Here is a 19,453-nt window from a genome sequence, read left to right on the forward strand (position 1 = left end):
CAAGTCTAAACCAATATTTTGAGAGACTTGAGGGTGTTTTTCTATCTCTGTTTCACACAGAATACTAGCAATATATTTACCTGATGAACTACGAGTTACAGTAACGTTTACAAGCTTTCCAGTAATTTCCTGAGATTTATGAAACTTCAGCCATCCTAACTTCGGAAGTTTTAAACGATTCTCTATTATCTGAATATTGCCGTTAGTCAGGTTGGTTTTGTAGGACTGTTTGCATCCATACTTCTTTTTGAATTTAGGGAATCCGACACCTTTCTTGCCTTTGACCCTTCGGCTTCGCTCAGGGTAAACTTTTTTCAGGTCAGAGAAGAAGTTTTTGTATGCTGTCTCTAAACTCTTGAGCGAGTTCTGTAAGGCAAACTTGTCTACCTCCTTGAGCCATTTAATCTCTTTTTTGAGTAAAGTTAACTGCTGACTACAACCATTGTAGTTTAAGGTTTTTTGCTCAGTATCATATAGCTCTTTTCTCAATGCCAGAAAGCGGTTATATACAAACCTAGCACAACCAATAGTCTTATTAATTAAGACTTCTTGATTGCGATTAGGAATTAGTGTAACTTTAAACGCTTTTTGCATTTCTCTAACAGATGTTTCGCTGTGATAATCTTACCATAATACGCAACTATCTGCTATTCTAAATATAGAAATATGGAACGCCTAACTCATGACTTGAAGTCACGAGTGTGCGGCTTACAGAAATCAATTTCTAATTTGTAATTTGTAATTTTTAATTCCCCAAAGGGGTTGACTGTGCAAGGTTTTCTTAACTTAAACAAACCATTAGACTGGACTTCCCATGACTGCGTGGCACGGGTGCGGAGACTCCTGCGCCTCAAACGGGTAGGACACGCGGGAACCTTAGATCCAAAGGCTACTGGAGTGTTACCCATCGCCCTGGGAAAAGCCACAAGATTATTACAATATCTGCCAGGAGAAAAAGCCTATAAAGCCACCATCCGTCTGGGTGTGCGTACCACTACCGATGATTTAGAAGGGGAAATTATCTCTTCTGTTCCTTGTTCTGGGTTAGATTTGGCAGAAATAAAAACTGCACTTGGACAATTTGAGGGCAAAATCGAGCAAATTCCCCCAAGTTACAGCGCTATTCAGGTGGATGGTAAACGCCTGTATGATTTGGCGCGGAAAGGCGAAATATTCCAAGCACCAACGCGGACAGTGGAAATTTTGCGGCTGGAGGTTTTAGACTGGCGCCATGGGGATTTTCCCGAATTAGATATGGCGATCGCCTGTAGTGCAGGAACATATATTCGGGCGATCGCTCGTGATTTAGGTGTAGCGTTACAAACTGGTGGTACCCTCGCCGCTTTAATCCGCACAGAAAGCTCCAGTTTCCCCTTGACAAATAGTCTCACCCTAACCGACTTAGAAGCGCAACTCTCAGCAGGAATATTTCAACCCATCCCCCCAGACGCAGCTTTACAGCATTTAAAATCTGTGAGTTTACCAGCAGCATCTGCCAAAAAATGGTGCCAAGGTCAGCACATTCCTGTAACTTCAGATATTTTGGGAATAGTGCGAATTTACGAAGCAGAAACCCGCTTTTTAGGAATTGCACAATCACTTGGCGGTGTTTTAATTCCCCAAATGGTCTTTGAACCAATTTCTTAGAAACTTATCCCCAAGCTTGGCTGATATCTGAAATTGCCAAAAATCCGCCAAAGCGTGGACTATGTATCCGGCAACAGAAAGCAATCAAGATAGAAGCCGCAAATCATACGGGCAAGTTATAATTCTCTTGCGGAGCAACGTAACAAAAATTTATGAGCAACCCCCTTGTGCAAGCCTTTTTCGTAGGCAGAGCAGTAGCTGAAGTCATTAACGAACGCTTAGAAGTCGCCTTAACAGACGCTTTGAGTGATTTGGGAAAATTTGATGCTGAAGCTAGAGAACAGCTGCGCCAGTTCACAGCAGAAGTCATAGAGCGGGCAAATCGGGCAGCGGAAGCCGCTGGATCTGGTACAACTACAAGTAGCGGACAACCCGGTACTGAGTCTGTTGACTTGCAAGCTGACATTGATGAATTACGTGCAGAAATTGCCCTATTGCGTACCGAATTGCAACGTTATCGCAGCCATCCTGTATAAACCCAGGACAAAAATTCAATATCAGGGCATTTGGATCTTGAGATTTGAGAGCGAGGTTTTCCGGTGTTTATCCTGTGCTTAGTCGGCAGCATCAAACCAAAGTAGGCTCGGAAATCCTCAAACTCTATATTTCTGTAAACTTTTATTTCTGCGTTTTTTGTTACAGTTATATATGGTTTGCTTCACCCACATTGGTGTCTAATCAGCCTCTGTCCACTGGCATTACGATCATTGGTAAGCGACTCCGTTGCACAGCATGAAAGTAAGTCGGCACATCTTGATTAATACAAGTTGCCAATGGGTTTGTCCGATAGTGCAAATCAGCCAGCATCTCATCCAGGACAGTAAAACTTGTAGGATACAAGGTAAGAAATCTATAGTCTGCGGTAGGGCATTCCGTGGACTTAAAACAAAGCTCAGAGCCTCCCAAGCAATAGCCGGATTGTCTGAGAAGCCCACACTTAGCTCTTGCGGTAGGTGTGGGAGTATGTCGCGAATTAGAGTGTCTTTTATTTCTGGTAATTCGGTTAAAAACCAACGGTACGCACAAAAATATGGAACAAGGTTATTCAGATAAGGCATACCGTTGGAATCGTGAAAACTACTCTAGCAGACGGCGCTTTGTTGATATTTGGTCTTTTGTCTTGACCTTAATGTTTAAGCTTTGGCGCTATAACAAATCTTGGAGTTACCCTGGCGGTGTAACTGAGTCCAAGCAAACTGCAAGGCGTAAGGATCAAGCTGTCTGGATCCGCACGACCTTGCTGGAGTTAGGGCCAACTTTTATCAAAATTGGGCAACTTTTTTCTACCCGTGCTGATATTTTTCCCGGCGAATATGTAGAAGAATTAGCTAAATTACAAGACAAAGTCCCAGCTTTTAGCTATGAGCAAGTAGAAGGGATTATTGAGCAAGAATTAGGCAAAAAGCTGCCTGAACTTTTCCAAACTTTTGAACCCATTCCCCTGGCTGCTGCTAGCTTGGGGCAAGTACACAAAGCTGTTTTACATAGTGGAGAATCTGTTGTTGTCAAGGTGCAACGTCCTGGACTAAAGCAGCTATTTGAAATTGATTTACAAATTCTCAAGGGGATTACCCGCTATTTTCAAAACCATCCCAAATGGGGACGGGGAAGAGATTGGGTGGGGATTTATGAAGAGTGTTGCCGCATTCTGTGGGAAGAAATTGATTATCTGAATGAAGGTCGGAACGCTGATACTTTTCGTCGGAATTTTCGCGTTTACGACTGGGTGAAGGTGCCACGTATTTACTGGCGTTACACTTCCCCTAGAGTGTTGACTTTAGAGTATGTCCCTGGTATTAAAATTAGCCAATACGAAGCTTTAGAGGCAGCGGGTGTGGATCGTAAGGCGATCGCTCGTTATGGCGCTCAAGCCTATTTGCATCAACTGCTGAATAATGGCTTCTTCCACGCCGATCCTCACCCTGGTAATCTAGCTGTCAGTCCCGATGGAGCTTTAATTTTCTACGATTTCGGCATGATGGGGCGAATTAAAGCTAATGTGCGGGAAGGACTGATGGAAACCCTGTTTGGCATTGCTCAAAAAAATGGCGATCGCGTGGTTCAATCTCTGATCGATTTGGGTGCGATCGCCCCAACCGATGATATGGGGCCAGTGCGGCGTTCTGTCCAGTATATGCTGGACAATTTTATGGATAAGCCATTTGAAAACCAATCAGTCGCCGCTATCAGTGAAGACCTTTACGAATTAGCTTATAATCAACCGTTTAGATTTCCTGCCACTTTTACTTTTGTGATGCGCGCCTTTTCTACACTTGAGGGGGTAGGCAAAGGCTTAGATCCCGAATTTAACTTTATGGAAGTTGCACAACCTTATGCAATGCAGCTTATGACCAATATGGATGGTTCAGAGGGGAATAGCTTCTTGAATGAATTAAGTCGTCAAGCAGTTCAAGTAAGTAGCACTGCGTTAGGATTGCCACGCAGATTAGAAGATACACTAGAGAAACTAGAGCGCGGGGATATACGCGTGCGAGTCCGCTCTATAGAAACAGAACGCCTGTTGCGACGGCAGAGCAACATTCAGCTAGGAATGAGCTACGCTGTTATCATTAGCGGGTTTCTTCTTTCAGCCACAATTTTATTAGTTAATCATTATGTATGGTTAGCATTACTGGCTGGTTTAATTGCCGCAGCAGTTTCAGTGATACTGATCCGCACGCTTCTCCGCCTCGACCGTTACGATCGTATGTATTAATTCCCAAGAATTTATGAAACTCAACTTCACCGGTCTTAGCGATCCGGGACTTATTCGTTCTAATAATCAGGATGCTTACTATATCGACCCAGAAGGGCGATTTTTCATAGTTGCTGATGGAATGGGTGGTCATGCGGGGGGTGAGCAAGCAAGTCGCATTGCTACAGAAGAAATTCAAGCGCATTTGATAGCCAATTGGCAATCCCCCAAGTCTTCTCAACAATTACTAGAGCAAGCTTTGTTGGCAGCCAACAAAGCAATTTTGCAGGATCAGCAAAACCATCCTGAACGTGCTGACATGGGTACAACGGCTGTAGTGGTGATTTTTCGCGACTCAGAGCAGCCTTGGTGTGCCCACGTTGGCGACTCACGACTGTACCGTTTACAAGAATCGCAATTACAGCAAATAACAGAAGACCATACTTGGGTAGCAAGGGCAATCAAAATTGGTGACATCACACCAGATGAAGCCAGGGTTCATCCCTTTCGCCACGTATTATCACGCTGTTTGGGACGTGAAGACCTCCATCAGGTAGATGTACAACCGCTAAGTCTAAATATTGGCGATCGCTTGCTGTTGTGCAGCGATGGTCTGACAGAAGAACTCGCTGATCAGAAAATAGCCCACTACCTCCACAAAAGTCCCTTGCTTGACGAAGCGGCTATCTCTCTAGTTGAGGCGGCAAAAGACCAAGGTGGACACGATAACATCACTGTTGTCATTGTCACTCTTGAGGACAATTCTTAATTTGGTCAGTAGTCAGTAGTTACTAGTCAGCTGTTAAACAATCATCAACTGACCACTGACTACTGACTACTAACAGAAAAAGTAACTATACTCAGTAATTTGTTCAGCCTGAGCATTTTTCCTATTTACAACTTGATACAAATATTTTAACCTCCAAACTTACTTTCAGAGGCAAATTTACATAATCTCGTAAATTCACATCTGGCACCTAATCAGGTACAGCCATAATTCACGCTTGTTAGCTTTTTATCCTCCCACATCCTCAAGTCCCTACTGACATAGCAATAGCTGATCCTCTCATCAAATCAGAGGTATGCAAAGCTGAAGCAGGGAAAGCACACCTACAGTTCAACAAGGGTCTATTTACCCAGAATATACCTTAGGGGACTTGGGTCATATATCAGTAAGGTTAGGTGCAAGATATCTAATCTAAAAAACTACCCATAAGAGTATGGGCAATTTAGTCAAACACTTGTTATCTTTCTTAATACGGAGGAACAAATGTATGACAGACAAAAGTCCAAGTATTATACCTTGGGGATTTCTGTAACCAATATCACCTTTTCGCCTTGTTATTTTTCCGGAGTTAACTATGAACCAACCAATTGAACTTTCCCTAGAACAGCAATTTAACATCCGCTCATTTTCTACTCAGGTGCAACAAATGAGCCCAGAACAAGCTAAAGACTTTTTGGTCAAGCTTTATGAGCAAATGGTCGTGCGGGAGGCTACTTATAAAGAACTTCTCAAGCACCAGTGGGGCTTAGATTCAGGTTCCACTATGGCATAGAGTATATCTTCTTGTGTCGCAGTGGGCGACCTCCTTCTCTTGCTCAGTTCCAAGGAGGAAAAGAGCTGGGGATGCCGGGGCGTCAACTCCGATCAGCCATTCTCCTTACTTAGCATCGGCGAACAAAGCAGAAAAATTAAATCCACAATCTAATGGCAGACTGAGTAATATTTTTAGCTGCACATCATAATGCAGTCCTAAGTTGCCGTAGCTTTTAGGTTAATTTTGCTCTTTGTGTTAGTTAAGCAAACCCTTGCCTGACTTGGCTAGGTTAAGCATTTGACACGTCTATAAAATTAATTTCCCCTCAACTACTTGCAGAGGAATATTTTTAGGCGTTTAACAAGCAAGTTAAACCAGCTTTTAAAGCTAGAATTTTTAGGCTTCACACTTTATATAACTAGAACTGACAACTATCAACATACTTTGTTTATAAAAGTTTACATTTTCCGAGGAATTTTTTGTAGAATACATATTACCTGTAATACAAGAGGATTTAACTTAGCCCGAAAGGTCGAATGGCGAATCTGTATCCATCGTTTCCAACTTCGCCAGAATTTGGGGCTTAATCTTTTCATACTCAGTTTTGAGCAAACTTTTACTTAGTTGGGGATCGGCAGATGATGCCATAATGTCACCCGTTTGCACCCACTGTTTCAGTCGTTCGCATTGGCCGGGGGCGACACTGGAAAGTAGGACATGAGCGCAGCGACTGGGAGATTCTCTGGCAAAAAACAACAGGCGATAATAACCTGTATGTCGCAGTAAGCGGATAATTTCTTGGCCAAAAATGGTTTTGAGATCAAGGTAGTAAGGTAACCATTTAGGCCCATGCTTGCGGTTGTAGATGACAGTAATCCACAGCAGCATCGGGTGGGGAATAGAGATGAAAAGAAATTGATTGTAGCGGGTAGAGACTAAGCGCTTCTGAATTTCTTCTTGGGGTAGCATGATCCACAGAGCTAGTAAAGTCTCCCCCTTGATATGGATGGGCTGGGGAAAAACAATATCAGCAATCGGTTTATTTTGAGGCCAGGAAAGGAACTGAAAAATATCATTATTTGACGGAGTTACCCGCAGATGGGTTTTGGTCTTCGGTTCTGGCTCTGTATGAACTATAACGGCCTTAGACTGTGGGGGAGTATCTTGGGCAATTTTGGGTGTGTTGTCCTGCTGTTCTGCGGCTGCTAAAACCTCCAAAATGTCACTGATACTTTGGGGGCGCGAGCTTGCTGCTTTAGCTAGACAACTCATCACCAAATCTTCCACCTCTTTTGGGATTTGCAATGTGGGAGCAACTTCAGCAAAAGTTCGTGGTAGTTGGTACTGATGTACTTTATACCAGGCTCCAAAGGAGTGGCTTGAGGGCACTAGGGGCATTTTGCCTGTGAGCATCTCAAACATCATCACGCCCATACTATAAATATCGGAGCGGTTGTCTAGTTCCTTACCCTCCATCTGTTCAGGAGAAGAGTAAGCTAGTGTACCTAAATAGAATTTAGTATGATCGCCATCTGATAGTAGTAACTTAGCAATACCAAAGTCTAGAACCTTGACCAACTCGCCAAAACTGGGATCTTGAATCACCAGCATATTGCTAGGCTTAATATCGCGGTGGATAATTGGGCAGATGATGCCATCAACCAAAATGCCATTATGAGCGCACTGTAACCCCAGGCAGATTTGACGCGCCATACTGAGGAATCTTGCTAAAGCCAGGTGTTGCTTGCGAACCAGAGTGTTTAGTCCTTGCCCCTGTAGGTATTCCATGACGTAATACGGGGTGTTATTTTCGTCTACGCCATAATCCATCACTCGGACAATATGAATGCTTTTTTGTCCTAGTAGGGCACAGGTTTTTGCTTCTCGCTCAAAGCGTTCTTGCAAGCGCATTTTTTCATTTTGGATTGACAAGGCGAGAAACTTAACTGCAACCGGTACGCCTCCCAACAAAATATCCTTGGCACGATAAACCCGACCCATTGCTCCAGTACCAATTAACTCCTGAAGCTGGTAGCGTTTGCTGAGTAAGCGACCAAGGTTGGGGTCTGACATAGAAAAATTCAACTCTAAGGTTCAACAATCGGGGGATAATTACAGCCCAATTCCTATCTGCTGTTCCGCACCAATTGGCATTAGCTATAGGGTGCGGATGAAAGCGCATTGCTTGCCGTGGCATTAAGTTTAGCTTGTGTGAAAGAGCAATTTTTTTAACTAGCGCTTTGCAATCAGCACTTAGGGGTATTTGCCAATTTTAGAATGAATTGTACAGCTATTTTTGTTGACGCTCTAGGCTTGCTTCCATTGTACTGGTTAAAAAATGACCAGTGAGGATGCCACTAGTTAGGTAGTAGGTATCATCGGAAATTCGGTGTAGGGTTTCAAAGCCACTACGACGTTCGCGATCGCCTAGTACCCAGTAACGCTGCACAATGGTATCTGGACAAATCCATCCCTCGCCTTCAATTTTCCCTAAAAGATTATGCTCAAGTAAGTAAGTATATTGGCGTTCTCCATCATCCAAGCGTCCCCTATATCGCAAAGAGATTTCTGAGCGATCGCTACCTGGAAATGTCAGCTTTGTTGCCATAGAAAACCAGTTATCTCGATTCCAAACCACTAAGGTCATACCCTTAACACTGATTGGCATACCATTACGTTCTAGCCAATTACCTTGGATTATCCAGCGTCCTGGTTCTAATAAAAAAGTTTGAGCCACCTTCTACATTCCTTGTCTTGATCCAGTACCGCAAGAGTAGAGGTCAACTGCCCCACCGACCTTGCGGATGGGGCTTGTAACTAGGAGACAGAATCTCTCCTCTACCCATGGGGTATTGACTGACCCCTGCTCCTCCGTCCCTTGGGTAGAGGAGATAATATAATCATCGCGGACATTTCTAGAAGCACGGGGGTAGTGTTAAATGAGGGGCATCGAACCCCTAATTTAACCGTGCTTACATACCCACCTACGAGGGAATGGGGTTTTACACACGATCAATAAATTGCCAAGTCACCGATGTTGATAATTCCTGTATAGCATCGGTAACTTTTATGCTATTTGGTGGCATTGAGTAAGCCGTATTTCCCCCAATCTCTACCAGTTTTAGCTCTGTGTTTACTCAGCTAGCAGCAAGCTACGTAGCAGTGTATCTTTTAGCCAGCTAGGCAGGAATTTATACTACCATTGTAACATATAGGTGAGAATTTAGACACAATGACTTTGGTACAATTCTCCCAGCAGCACTTCTTTAGGTGCCCCAGTTGCGACGGGTAGGTTGCCAGGAATGCCTCTCTCTCGCCAATAGGCTAATACAGCGAAGGCGATCGCTTCTTTAAAATCTGCACTCAAGCCGACTTCGTCAGTAGTGATAACTGGCACTGATGTCAGTAACGACTCTAACCGCTGTTTCAAATAAAGATTGCGACTACCACCGCCGCATAATAGTACCTGCTGTGGCATTTGCTGCAAAAATGTGCGGTAACTGTGAACAATGGAAGCTGCTGTCAGTTCTGTGAGAGTTGCCAGCACGTCCGCTGGACTGAGTTGGTATGGTTGGGCGTCTTGTAAACACTGATGGAGGTAAGCCACACCAAATAACTCGCGGCCAGTAGATTTAGGTGGAGGCAAATGAAAGTAGTCTTGACTGAGCCATTGTTCTACCAAGGGATAGCAGGGAGTCCCACTTGCTGCCCAATTGCCGTTTTCATCATAGGTTTTAGCCCCAGCGGTTAAATTCACCACTGCCAAATCCAACAGGCTATTTCCTGGGCCAGTATCCCAGGCGCAAATTTTTTCTAGCCAGTTATCACGACGGGGGGGAATATAAGCAAGATTGCCAATGCCGCCAATATTTTGAATACACCTTCCCTCTTGGGGATGACTAAGCAAATAAGCATCAACTCTGGGCACTAAAGGCGCACCGTGTCCACCAATGGCCATATCAGCGACACGGAAGTTACTCACTGTTGTTATCCCCGTCAAATGGGCAATCAATGCACCACGACCTAGTTGCAGACTGTAGCCCAGTCCCGAATCCCCTGGTGGTCGATGGTAAACTGTTTGACCGTGGGAGCCAATTAAGGTGGCTGGCTGATAACCCATTTGAATATTTTGGGCAGCTTGAGCAAAGACTAAGGCGATCGCATCATCTATTTCTGCTAATTCTGCCATTGAAACAGCAAGACCTGCCCCAACAGCTAAAATGCGTTCTCTAAGTTCGGCAGGGTAGGAATATGTTTCCCCTGCTAGCAGTTCAATTTTTAGATCCAAATCTGTACCGGAAATATCTACTAAGGCGGCATCTATGCCATCAACGGAAGTACCGCTGATTAAACCGATAACGCGGGCTGAGATAGCAGCTTTTTCAGTCGGATGCATGGAGAGGGATTTTTTTAGATTGTCAGCGGTAGTTTAATTGATGCTGCTGCCGATGTCAAAAAAGCTAGCTATCAAAACTTTGTAACAAGTAGATGCATATTCTGGTACATTAAGAAGTTTATGATCTAATAGAGGCAAATTGGGCATTTTGAATTTTGAATTTTGAATTGTCTCCCTCCTAGTTCTTGGATGAAGATTTTTTTTCGCTGGCGATGATGTGCAAATCGACGTTTTTGAGCAAATGCACCAATTCTTGAATTAACGAACCTTTAAGAAACAGTTGCCAGCGCGATCGCTGACTTGCACCGATGACAATTTGGGTGATGTGATGTTGCTGTGCTTCTTCGGCAATCGCCTTGGCAACATTATTGCTCTTAACCTGAATAAAAGTGCCGGCAAATTCTTGACAGAGCTTCTGGCAAGTGTCAACGTGTAAGCTTTCTTCCTTGGTGAGGAAGCGGTTAGGGTCGGCGACAAATAAAGTATAAAGAGGGGCATTCATATAACTAGCCAACCTAGCACCCCGGCGTAACAGCTGCACTGAGTTGGGATAGGTGGATACGCACACCAAAACCCGCTCTTGAATATTATAAAATTCCCCCTTGAGGGTAGAAGCGATCGCCTCTTCTTCGACATTGTTAGCTACTTCCCGTAAAGCCAATTCCCGCAAAGCAATCAAATTCCGGCGTTGGAAAAAATTATCGAGGGCTTGCTGGATTTTTGGCTGTGCATAAATTTTGCCTTCTAGTAACCGTTCTTCCAGGGTTTCGGGCGTCACATCGACTACTAGGACTTCATCTGCTGCTTCCAAAATGCGATCAGGAATCCGCTCACGCACTACTACACCTGTAATTCGTGCTACTAAGTCATTAAGACTTTCCAAATGCTGAATATTGATTGTCGAGTAGACATCAATGCCGGCTGCCAAAATTATTTCTACATCTTCATAGCGTTTTTTCCTGGGGGAACCGGGAACATTTGTATGTGCCAGTTCATCGATTAATACCAATTGAGGCGATCGCTTTAAAATTGCCTCCGTGTCCATTTCCGTGAGCATCAACTCACCGTGAGGAACTTGCCGACAGGGTATAATCTCCAGCCCCTCTGCCTTAGATGCTGTCTCCTTGCGTCCGTGGGTTTCCAAAAGCCCAATGACGACATCAATTCCTTCCAGTTTGAGCGCGTGTCCTTCTTCTAGCATCCTGTAAGTTTTGCCTACACCAGGAGCCATACCAATAAAAATTTTGTGTTTACCCCGTCGCTCCAAATACATGGCATTAATTTTGAATTTCCCCTTCCCCTTTGGCATCCCGAAGGCAAGGAGTTGACCATTTATTGATTTTGATTACGGTTAATTTCTTGTAGATCAAGAGCATAATTCAATCGGAGAACATTAACACTAGGCTCACCAAAAATCCAGAGAAATCTATCATCAGTATATTTATTGATTAAAGGTAATATTTCATCTTCTCGTACTTCACGTATACGCGCCACCCTTTCTAACTGCTGTCGCGCTGCTTTCATGGAAATATGTGGATCTAAGCCAGAAGCAGAAGTGTAAATCAAATCAGCGACCGGTTGCAAACTCTCATCACGGTATTTACTCCCCTCCTCAATAACCCGGTTCGTTAATTCTGGATTGCTAGGAGCGAGATTACTAGCCCCAGAGATGCCTGTGGGATTAGCTTTTTTCCCTTGGCTATATCTCACAGCACTGGGACGTCCATGAAAATATCGGTCTGATGTAAACACCTGGCCAATCAAAGCTGAACCAATTGGTTTGGCATCTATGGTACTTAATATGATGCTGCCATTAGCTGAAAACGGGAAAAAAACTTGACCCACTACCACAATGGCCAAAGGGTAGATGATTGCTGTCAACAACCAAAGCACCAGAGTCATCCGAATTGCTCTGAGAGTTTCTCGAATAATAGCCATAAAAAAGTTTCTACCTGCTCCCAGAATTTAATTTTGAATGAGAGAATTTTGCATTTCTAAAAGCGCTCCGGCTGAAAAATGACGACAAACAAGTAAATTACTAATCCTACCGCCACCAACCCTAAGATGCCAATTGCCCAAGCTGAACGTCGTTCTAAAATGCCACCAGCGGACGCGTAAACAACTGGGGCAATTACCAAATTCAAGCACAGCATGATAAAAATCATGATAGGCATTTGTTGTTTGCGGCATCGCGACCAAATAAAAGACACAGACTGCATGATATCCATCGGCAAAAATTTTCTAGTAAATTAACTCGGCTGATTATTTTCTTCTCCCCTTTCTGAAGCCGCCCGGAAAGCATCTAATGAGTTAATTTTTTGATTTTGAATTGTTTAAGCTAATCCCACAACTGTAATCAGCATATCTATCAGCTTAATGGCGATAAACGGCGCAATCACCCCACCTAACCCATAAATTAAGATATTGCGTTGTAGTAGCTGATTAGCTGTCAGGGGTCGAAACTGCACACCCTTCAATGCCAAGGGAATCAAAGCGGGAATTATCAAAGCATTGTAAATTAGTGCTGATAATATGGCAGAATTAGTGCTGGTTAGCTTCATAATATTTAAGCTTTCCAGGTTGGCAGCGGCAAAGATCACCGGGATAATTGCAAAATATTTAGCAATATCGTTAGCGAGGGAAAAAGTGGTCAATGCCCCACGAGTAATCAGCAATTGTTTACCAATGCTGACGATATCAATTAATTTTGTGGGATCTGAGTCTAAATCCACCATATTTGCTGCTTCTTTGGCTGCTTGGGTGCCTGTATTCATGGCGACACCTACATTAGCTTGTGCCAAGGCCGGAGCATCATTAGTCCCGTCCCCAGTCATCGCCACCAGTTTACCTTCTGCCTGTTCCCGTTGAATGACGCTAATTTTATCTTCTGGTGTGGCTTCAGCAATGAAGTCATCCACCCCAGCTTCCTTAGCAATGACAGATGCGGTAATGCGGTTATCCCCAGTCAACATTACAGTCCGCACTCCCATCCGCCGCAGTTGGTCAAAACGCTCGCGGATACCAGGTTTGACTATATCTTTGAGATAGACAACGCCGTAAATTTCGTTATCAAAGCAAACGGCTAAGGGTGTACCTCCTAGTTGGGATACTCGTTCGTAGGCAGCATCGAGTTCTGGTGTTTCCCGTCCGTTGCGGGAACGGACAAATCCTTTAATTGCTCCCACTGATCCCTTCCTCACCTCTCGTCCACCAGGTAAGTTAGTGCCACTCATGCGCGTTCTGGCAGAAAATTCCAGTCCTTGGGCCTGGTTGCGGTCAAAATCAAATTTTGCGCCTAACTTTTCTGCCAATCGCACAATCGATTTCCCCTCAGGGGTATCATCAAACACGCTTGCTGCCCAAGCGACACTAGCAATTTCCGATATTGAATGGCCGTTGATGGGGATAAATTCTTCTGCCAAGCGGTTGCCGAGGGTAATTGTACCTGTCTTGTCTAGAATTAGGGTGTTGATATCACCGCAAGCTTCGACTGCGCGTCCTGAGGTAGCAATAACGTTAAATTGGGCAACTCGATCCATGCCGGCAATGCCGATGGCACTGAGTAACCCGCCAATGGTTGTAGGGATTAACGCTACTAACAGGGCAATTAAAACAGGTACGCTGACTGGACTTTTAACATAGTAGGCGAGGGCGGGTAGAGTTGCCACTACAAACAAAAACACTAAGCTGAGAACTGCTAGCAATACTGTTAAGGCAATTTCATTGGGCGTTTTGCTGCGTTCTGCCCCTTCGACTAAGGCAATCATCCGGTCAATAAACCCTTTACCTGGGTCAGCTGTAATGCGGATAATTAGTTCGTCGGAAATAATCCGGGTACCACCGGTCACAGAACTGGCCACGTCTGAACCTGATTCTTTGAGGACTGGTGCTGATTCTCCAGTAATTGCTGATTCATCTACGGAGGCGACTCCCATAATTACTTCCCCATCGGCGGGAATGATATCACCAGCAACCACGTAGATGTTATCACCCTGTCTGAGACTGGTAGAAGGGACTTGACTAATTGCGCCGTCTGGTGAGAGTTTTTTGGCGATTGTTTCTGATTTTGTTGATCGTAAGGCGTCAGCTTGGGCTTTACCTCGCCCTTCTGCCACTGCTTCTGCAAAATTGGCAAACCAAACGGTGAAGAATAAAATCGCCGTCAACAGTCCATTAAAAAGTCGGGGATTATTCTGGGGGGTTGAACCAAACAGTTGAGGATCAATTGTGACTAACAGGGTGATGATTGTCCCCACCCAAACCAAAAACATCACGGGATTTTTGATGGCGTGTTTGGGATGAAGCTTGACAAAAGCATCTCTGATGGCTCTAAAGTAGAGCCATTTTGTACTTAACCGCCCCTTTTTCCGTCCTTGGCGGCGATCGCCAGAACGAGAACGTGAGGATTTACTTTTGGAGGTAGGTGCAACTTTCATAAAACCTTGTGGGATGGGGGAAACGAGCGTGGCTTTAGACAAAGAGAGGGAAGCGACACTTCCACCCTTGCCAGTGCATCGCTCAAGCGGTTTTAACCGCAGTCAGTCTATGGTAAAGTTGGGTTGTGAGTAGGAATAGCTATCTACGTTTTGAAGCATCTTTGTTTTTTGCCTTTTACCAAAAAACGAGATTAAGTCAAGGGCTTTAGACTTATGGATCTAAGTGATTGGCGATTTTAACCGCCGTGAATATGATATAATCAATACATTGGATTACAGACTATCCAGATTGATTAGGGATTGGTGCTACAAATTCATTGAAAATTTTGAATTGTTTAGTTGCCAGCGGCTAGTCTAAATCCTTCGGCTATGGGGCCTAAAGCTAGAACGGGAAAGAAAGTCAGTATTCCCAAAACTAAGGTGACTCCAGCAGTGACACTAGTAAACATTAAGGAATCGGTTCTCAGGGTACCAGGTGTTTCTGGTACTTTTGGTTTGCCAGACATGCTGTCAGCTAACAGTAAGATGGCAATAATCGGGATATAGCGCCCTGCTAATATGCTAATGAGAGTACTCAGGTTCCACCACAGGCTGTTATCCTTTAAACCCTCCAAGCCAGAACCGTTGTTTGCTGCTGCTGAGGCGTATTCATAAACCACTTGAGAGAGTCCGTGAAAGCCAGGGTTGCTAATTCCCGACAAGGATATGGGGTAAGCTAAGGCGATCGCACTGGGAATCAAAACCACGATGGGATGAATCAACAGGACTACGCTAGCAAGGACAATTTCCCTTTTTTCAATTTTGCGCCCGAAAAATTCTGGGGTGCGTCCTACCATTAGCCCAGTCAGGAAGACGGTGAGAATTAGGTAAATGAATAGGTAAGCTGTGCCAGTCCCCTGTCCTCCCCAAATAATTTGCAGAAATAAGTTGAATAAGGTGGAAAATGTTCCTTGGGGCATGAGGGAGTCGTGCATTCCGTTGACTGCACCGCACATGGTAGCGGTAGTTGTGACTGCCCACAAGGCTGTTTGCGCCCAGCCAAATCTCACTTCTTTGCCTTCTAAGTTGGGCTGTTCTAATCCCAAGTTATTATTGATGATGGGATTACCTTGCAGTTCGCCGATTGCTGTCACCCAAACTAGAACGACAAAAATGATAAACACCATCCAGAACAGTAACCAAGCCTGTTTGATGTTGTTAGCGAATATACCGTAGGTGTAAATCAAGGCTGCGGGGATAGAAATCATGGCGATGGTTTCTATTAAGTTCGATGCAGCATTAGGATTTTCAAAGGGATGGGCGGAGTTAACGCCAAAAAAGCCCCCGCCGTTTTCACCCAACATTTTGATCATCTCAAAGGATGCTACGGGTCCTCTGGCGATATATTGCGTCCCGCCTTCTAAGGTTTCTACAGTCAAAGTCCCATATAATGTTTGCGGTACACCTAACAAAAGTAAGGCGATCGCCCCAACAATTGAGATGGGTAGCAATATTCGCATGATTCCACGGGTGAGATCGACGTAAAAGTTCCCTAGTCGTCTACCTGTCAACCCGCGAATAAAGGCAATTCCTACCGCTAATCCAGTGGCTGCTGAGGTAAACATCAAAAACCCTAAAGCCGCTACTTGGCTAAAATAGCTTAATGTGGTTTCGCCACTGTAGTGCTGCTGGTCGGTGTTCGTCAGAAAAGAAATGGTGGTGTGTAGCAATATATCCCAGGTAGGCGCACCAAAGCCATTGGGATTCCAGGGCAATATTCGCTGAAAATATATCAGCGAGTATACCAAAATGCCCATGATTAGGTTGCTGTATAGTACTGCCCGGATATACTGCCAACCTGTCATATCTTCTTTTCTACGGACACCTACTAGTACGTAAATACTCCGCTCTATCGGGTTGATGATCGGATCAAGCAGTGTTCTTTCTTCCAAGAAGACACGGGCTATGTATTTTCCTAACAGGGGAGTGATTGCTATGACAATACACAGCGTTAAACCAATTTGTAATAAACCTTGTCCCATTTATTTCGCGCTCAATTAAATTTAAGTACTGGCCAGGCAATTATTAGGGAATAACAGATGAATTGCAGCAAAATTTTGATGGTTAGCGCTTGACTATATCTCATATCACTGCAAATCACTAATCTGGATTTACTATTTTCAGCAGCTTTTAATCTTTTCCAGATGCTGCTTGAAGTTCCTGCTAAAAATTCTTAAATTTTACTCTTATTTATTTATTTTGCTAGTTAAGATTATCTAGTTATACAATAAATTGTCAAAGTTTTCTACTTACTAAGTTCTAAAATTAGTGATAATTTTATTACATTGTACCGCGGTTTTAGTATAACTTTACACTTTTTTGGGGCATAATTATCACCAGCACTGAGGTGATAGCAATCTCATGGCATTGGTGAAATCAATTTTTTAAATTAACTGAAAAAAACCTGACAGCTTTAGCATCTATAGTTTTTTATGAGATTTTTATAAAAATTGTATACAGGAGTCCCTTGGTTAATTCAATTACCTATCAGATATGGCTAATGAAGCAAATGAAGTATTCAGCAATCATAGTCTAAATTTTAAATTTATACATCATCAAGAAGATATTTGCAGATATAGCTATTAGGTGAATTAGAATTGTAGCTTAATTAAATAGTTAGCTTAATTAAATGGTTATAACTATTTAGAGAATCATGGCGATGTTACCTCGATTATTAACTAGGAAAATTGGTGTTTTAACTGTTGATCACAGTTGGGTAACCTACTGGCTAATAGCGATCGCTTTTGCAGTGGTGATTGGGCTGGAATACTTGACACCACCACAGTATGTATTTGGCTATCTCTACACAGGGACGATTTTGTTAGCCAACTCCCGATTAAACCGCGCCGCAGTCCTTGGGGTCACCCTAGGGGCGGTAGGATTAACGCTGTTGAATTTGTTTGTCCCAGGATTAGAAGCTACTGATCCGTCAGCGATCGCCAATCGGTTAATTACTGTACTGGCGTTGGTGGTGACGGGGTGGTTAAGCCATCGTAACCGCCGCAATGAAGAAGCGATCGCCTATACCCAAGCTCAATTACGCTCTCAAAAACAACTGGCAGGAATGCGGGAAGATTTTGTCTCTACCCTGACCCATGACCTAAAAACACCCCTTTTAGGAGCCATGGAAATCTTGAAATCTTTTGAAAATGGGCAATTTGGGGAAGTTACATCAATTCAGGAAAAAGTACTAGAAACAATGGCTCGTAGTCATCACCACACGTTGCAACTGGTAGAAACTCTTTTAGATATTTACCGCAACGATGCCGAGGGGCTAAAACTTCAGCTATCACCTGTTAACTTGCTGACTGTAGCATCCGATGCAATTGCCACCCTGACGGAACTAGCGAGAACAGGTCAGGTGTCTGTTTCCCTTGACCATGACAAATCGGATTTTGGTAGCTTTTTTTGGGTAAATGGTGATGCTTTGCAACTGAGGCGAGTTTTCAGCAATCTGCTGATCAATGCCATTAATCATACGCCCCGTGGCGGTAAAGTGGAAGTAGTACTGGAAAATTATTCTGGGGATCAAGTTGTCAAAGTGCTTGATAGTGGTTCTGGGATGACCGAAGAAGAGCTACCCCAGATTTTTGAGCGGTTTTATCAAGGAAAAGGCGATCGCCTGATACCAGAATCGGGAATGGGGCTTTATTTAACCAGACAGATTATTGAAGCACATGGGGGTACAATTTGGACAGAAAATCGCTTACCAAAGGGAGCAATGTTTGCTTTTCAAATACCTGGGTCTCTACTTCCAGGGAATTGATTCTCAAGATTCAAAATGCCAAAATTGAATTCTGCGCTTTGAATTTGATGCGCGTAGCGTACCGCAGGCATATTTTAAATTTTTAATCTGAGCCAAGGGACTGACCAATGACTAAACCTGCGGCTGCACTAAAAATCTTACTTGTTGAAGACGATGAATTATTTCGTCTGGGTCTGCGGATGCGGTTGCAACAGGAAACGGGTTTGGAAATTGTCGCAGAAGCAGAGGATGGAGAACAAGCTGTAGAATTGGCAAATCGCTATCCTCTAGACTTGGTGTTGCTAGATATAGGTTTGCCGGGAATTGGTGGGATTGAAGCCTGTCGCCAAATTAAGCAGCAGCAGCCAAACTTACCAATTCTGGTTTTAACCTCTCGTTCCGAAAAAGCCCTGATTTCGCGATTAATTGCCGCAGGGGCCCAAGGTTATTGCCTCAAAGGAATTCCCGTCGAGTCGCTAATCTTGGCAGTACGATCAGTAGCAGCGGGTGCTTCTTGGTGGGATCAAACAGCAACAGTAGAAATTAGGGCAGCTTTTGAGGGCAAACCAAAAGCAGATTTACCTACACAAACTGCCGCACCCCTAGAAAATCCCTTAACCAAGCGGGAGCAAGAAATTTTGGCCCTGGTGGCTGGGGGCAAGAGTAATCAAGAAATTGCCGAAATTCTCTACATTGCCCCCGGTACGGTGCGGGTTCATGTCCATGCCATTTTACAAAAGTTAGAAGTACGCGATCGCACTCAAGCCGCTATTTTAGCTCTTCAAAAAGGATTGGTAGCCCCAGAATTGTTGATTAATTAGCAAATCGCCAATTATTACTAACTGGCTAAAAGCTGATGATTCTACTTTTGTTGTTGCCATCTCTAGTCATAAATTTGTCATCTAAAAACCAGCGGATAACAATTCAAAATTCAAAATTCAAAATTCAAAATTA

Annotated in this window: 16 protein-coding genes; 7 read left to right on the top strand and 9 right to left on the bottom strand. The window is 43.8% G+C overall.

The genetic code is table 11. The features are described from left to right. Positions 1–594, bottom strand: a 594-nt coding sequence (locus H6G32_RS02065; RefSeq protein WP_190454038.1) for an RNA-guided endonuclease TnpB family protein, incomplete at its 3' end; no start/stop codon positions are given. 174 nt (positions 595–768) lie between these two features. Here H6G32_RS02065 and truB point away from each other — a divergent pair. From truB to H6G32_RS02090, 5 genes are all read left to right on the top strand, one after another. Beyond that, positions 769–1,647, top strand: a complete 879-nt coding sequence (truB, locus tag H6G32_RS02070; protein WP_190454040.1) for a tRNA pseudouridine(55) synthase TruB — start codon at positions 769–771, stop codon at positions 1,645–1,647. Between the two features lie 152 nt (positions 1,648–1,799). Next, the gene (locus H6G32_RS02075; protein WP_190454043.1) at positions 1,800–2,123 is read left to right on the top strand and encodes a DUF6825 family protein; all 324 of its coding nucleotides are present in this window, start codon (positions 1,800–1,802) and stop codon (positions 2,121–2,123) included. 554 nt (positions 2,124–2,677) lie between these two features. After that, positions 2,678–4,363 carry an ABC1 kinase family protein gene (locus H6G32_RS02080; protein WP_190454481.1) on the top strand — a complete coding sequence of 562 codons (1,686 nt, stop codon included), beginning with the start codon at positions 2,678–2,680 and terminating at the stop codon, positions 4,361–4,363. 13 nt (positions 4,364–4,376) lie between these two features. After that, the gene (locus H6G32_RS02085; RefSeq protein WP_190454046.1) at positions 4,377–5,111 is read left to right on the top strand and encodes a Stp1/IreP family PP2C-type Ser/Thr phosphatase; all 735 of its coding nucleotides are present in this window, start codon (positions 4,377–4,379) and stop codon (positions 5,109–5,111) included. A 592-nt stretch (positions 5,112–5,703) separates the two neighbouring features. After that, positions 5,704–5,901: an NblA/ycf18 family protein gene (locus tag H6G32_RS02090; protein WP_190454049.1), complete on the top strand. Its 198-nt coding sequence runs from the start codon at positions 5,704–5,706 to the stop codon at positions 5,899–5,901. 501 nt (positions 5,902–6,402) lie between these two features. Here H6G32_RS02090 and H6G32_RS02095 read toward each other — a convergent pair. The 8 genes from H6G32_RS02095 to kdpA form a co-directional block, all read right to left on the bottom strand. Then, entirely contained in the window at positions 6,403–7,956 is a 1,554-nt protein-coding gene (locus tag H6G32_RS02095) for a serine/threonine protein kinase (RefSeq protein ID WP_190454051.1), read from the bottom strand. A 217-nt stretch (positions 7,957–8,173) separates the two neighbouring features. Then, positions 8,174–8,620 carry a hypothetical protein gene (locus H6G32_RS02100; protein WP_190454055.1) on the bottom strand — a complete coding sequence of 149 codons (447 nt, stop codon included), beginning with the start codon at positions 8,618–8,620 and terminating at the stop codon, positions 8,174–8,176. Between the two features lie 486 nt (positions 8,621–9,106). Beyond that, a complete protein-coding gene (locus H6G32_RS02105; RefSeq protein WP_190454058.1) occupies positions 9,107–10,279 on the bottom strand; it encodes an anhydro-N-acetylmuramic acid kinase in 1,173 nt (390 codons plus the stop codon). A 178-nt stretch (positions 10,280–10,457) separates the two neighbouring features. Beyond that, positions 10,458–11,552, bottom strand: coding sequence for a universal stress protein (locus H6G32_RS02110; protein ID WP_190454484.1), 1,095 nt, complete (start codon positions 11,550–11,552; stop codon positions 10,458–10,460). 59 nt (positions 11,553–11,611) lie between these two features. Next, positions 11,612–12,217, bottom strand: a complete 606-nt coding sequence (gene kdpC / locus H6G32_RS02115; protein ID WP_190454061.1) for a K(+)-transporting ATPase subunit C — start codon at positions 12,215–12,217, stop codon at positions 11,612–11,614. Between the two features lie 56 nt (positions 12,218–12,273). Next, the gene (gene kdpF, locus H6G32_RS02120; protein ID WP_190454063.1) at positions 12,274–12,507 is read right to left on the bottom strand and encodes a K(+)-transporting ATPase subunit F; all 234 of its coding nucleotides are present in this window, start codon (positions 12,505–12,507) and stop codon (positions 12,274–12,276) included. Between the two features lie 105 nt (positions 12,508–12,612). Further along, positions 12,613–14,715, bottom strand: coding sequence for a potassium-transporting ATPase subunit KdpB (kdpB, locus tag H6G32_RS02125; RefSeq protein WP_190454067.1), 2,103 nt, complete (start codon positions 14,713–14,715; stop codon positions 12,613–12,615). Positions 14,716–15,050: 335 nt separating this feature from the next. Continuing rightward, a complete protein-coding gene (gene kdpA / locus H6G32_RS02130) occupies positions 15,051–16,736 on the bottom strand; it encodes a potassium-transporting ATPase subunit KdpA (protein ID WP_190454070.1) in 1,686 nt (561 codons plus the stop codon). A gap of 677 nt (positions 16,737–17,413) precedes the next feature. Here kdpA and H6G32_RS02135 point away from each other — a divergent pair. Both H6G32_RS02135 and H6G32_RS02140 read left to right on the top strand, forming a co-directional pair. Beyond that, complete coding sequence (locus tag H6G32_RS02135; protein WP_190454486.1) at positions 17,414–18,520, top strand: sensor histidine kinase; 1,107 nt, start codon at positions 17,414–17,416, stop codon at positions 18,518–18,520. 107 nt (positions 18,521–18,627) lie between these two features. Then, positions 18,628–19,320 (top strand): response regulator transcription factor, encoded by a 693-nt coding sequence (locus H6G32_RS02140; protein ID WP_190454073.1) that lies wholly within the window; start codon positions 18,628–18,630, stop codon positions 19,318–19,320. The last annotated feature ends 133 nt before the right edge of the window (positions 19,321–19,453 follow it).

It is taken from the genome of Cylindrospermum sp. FACHB-282 (assembly GCF_014697195.1).
In the GTDB taxonomy this organism is placed as follows: domain Bacteria; phylum Cyanobacteriota; class Cyanobacteriia; order Cyanobacteriales; family Nostocaceae; genus Cylindrospermum.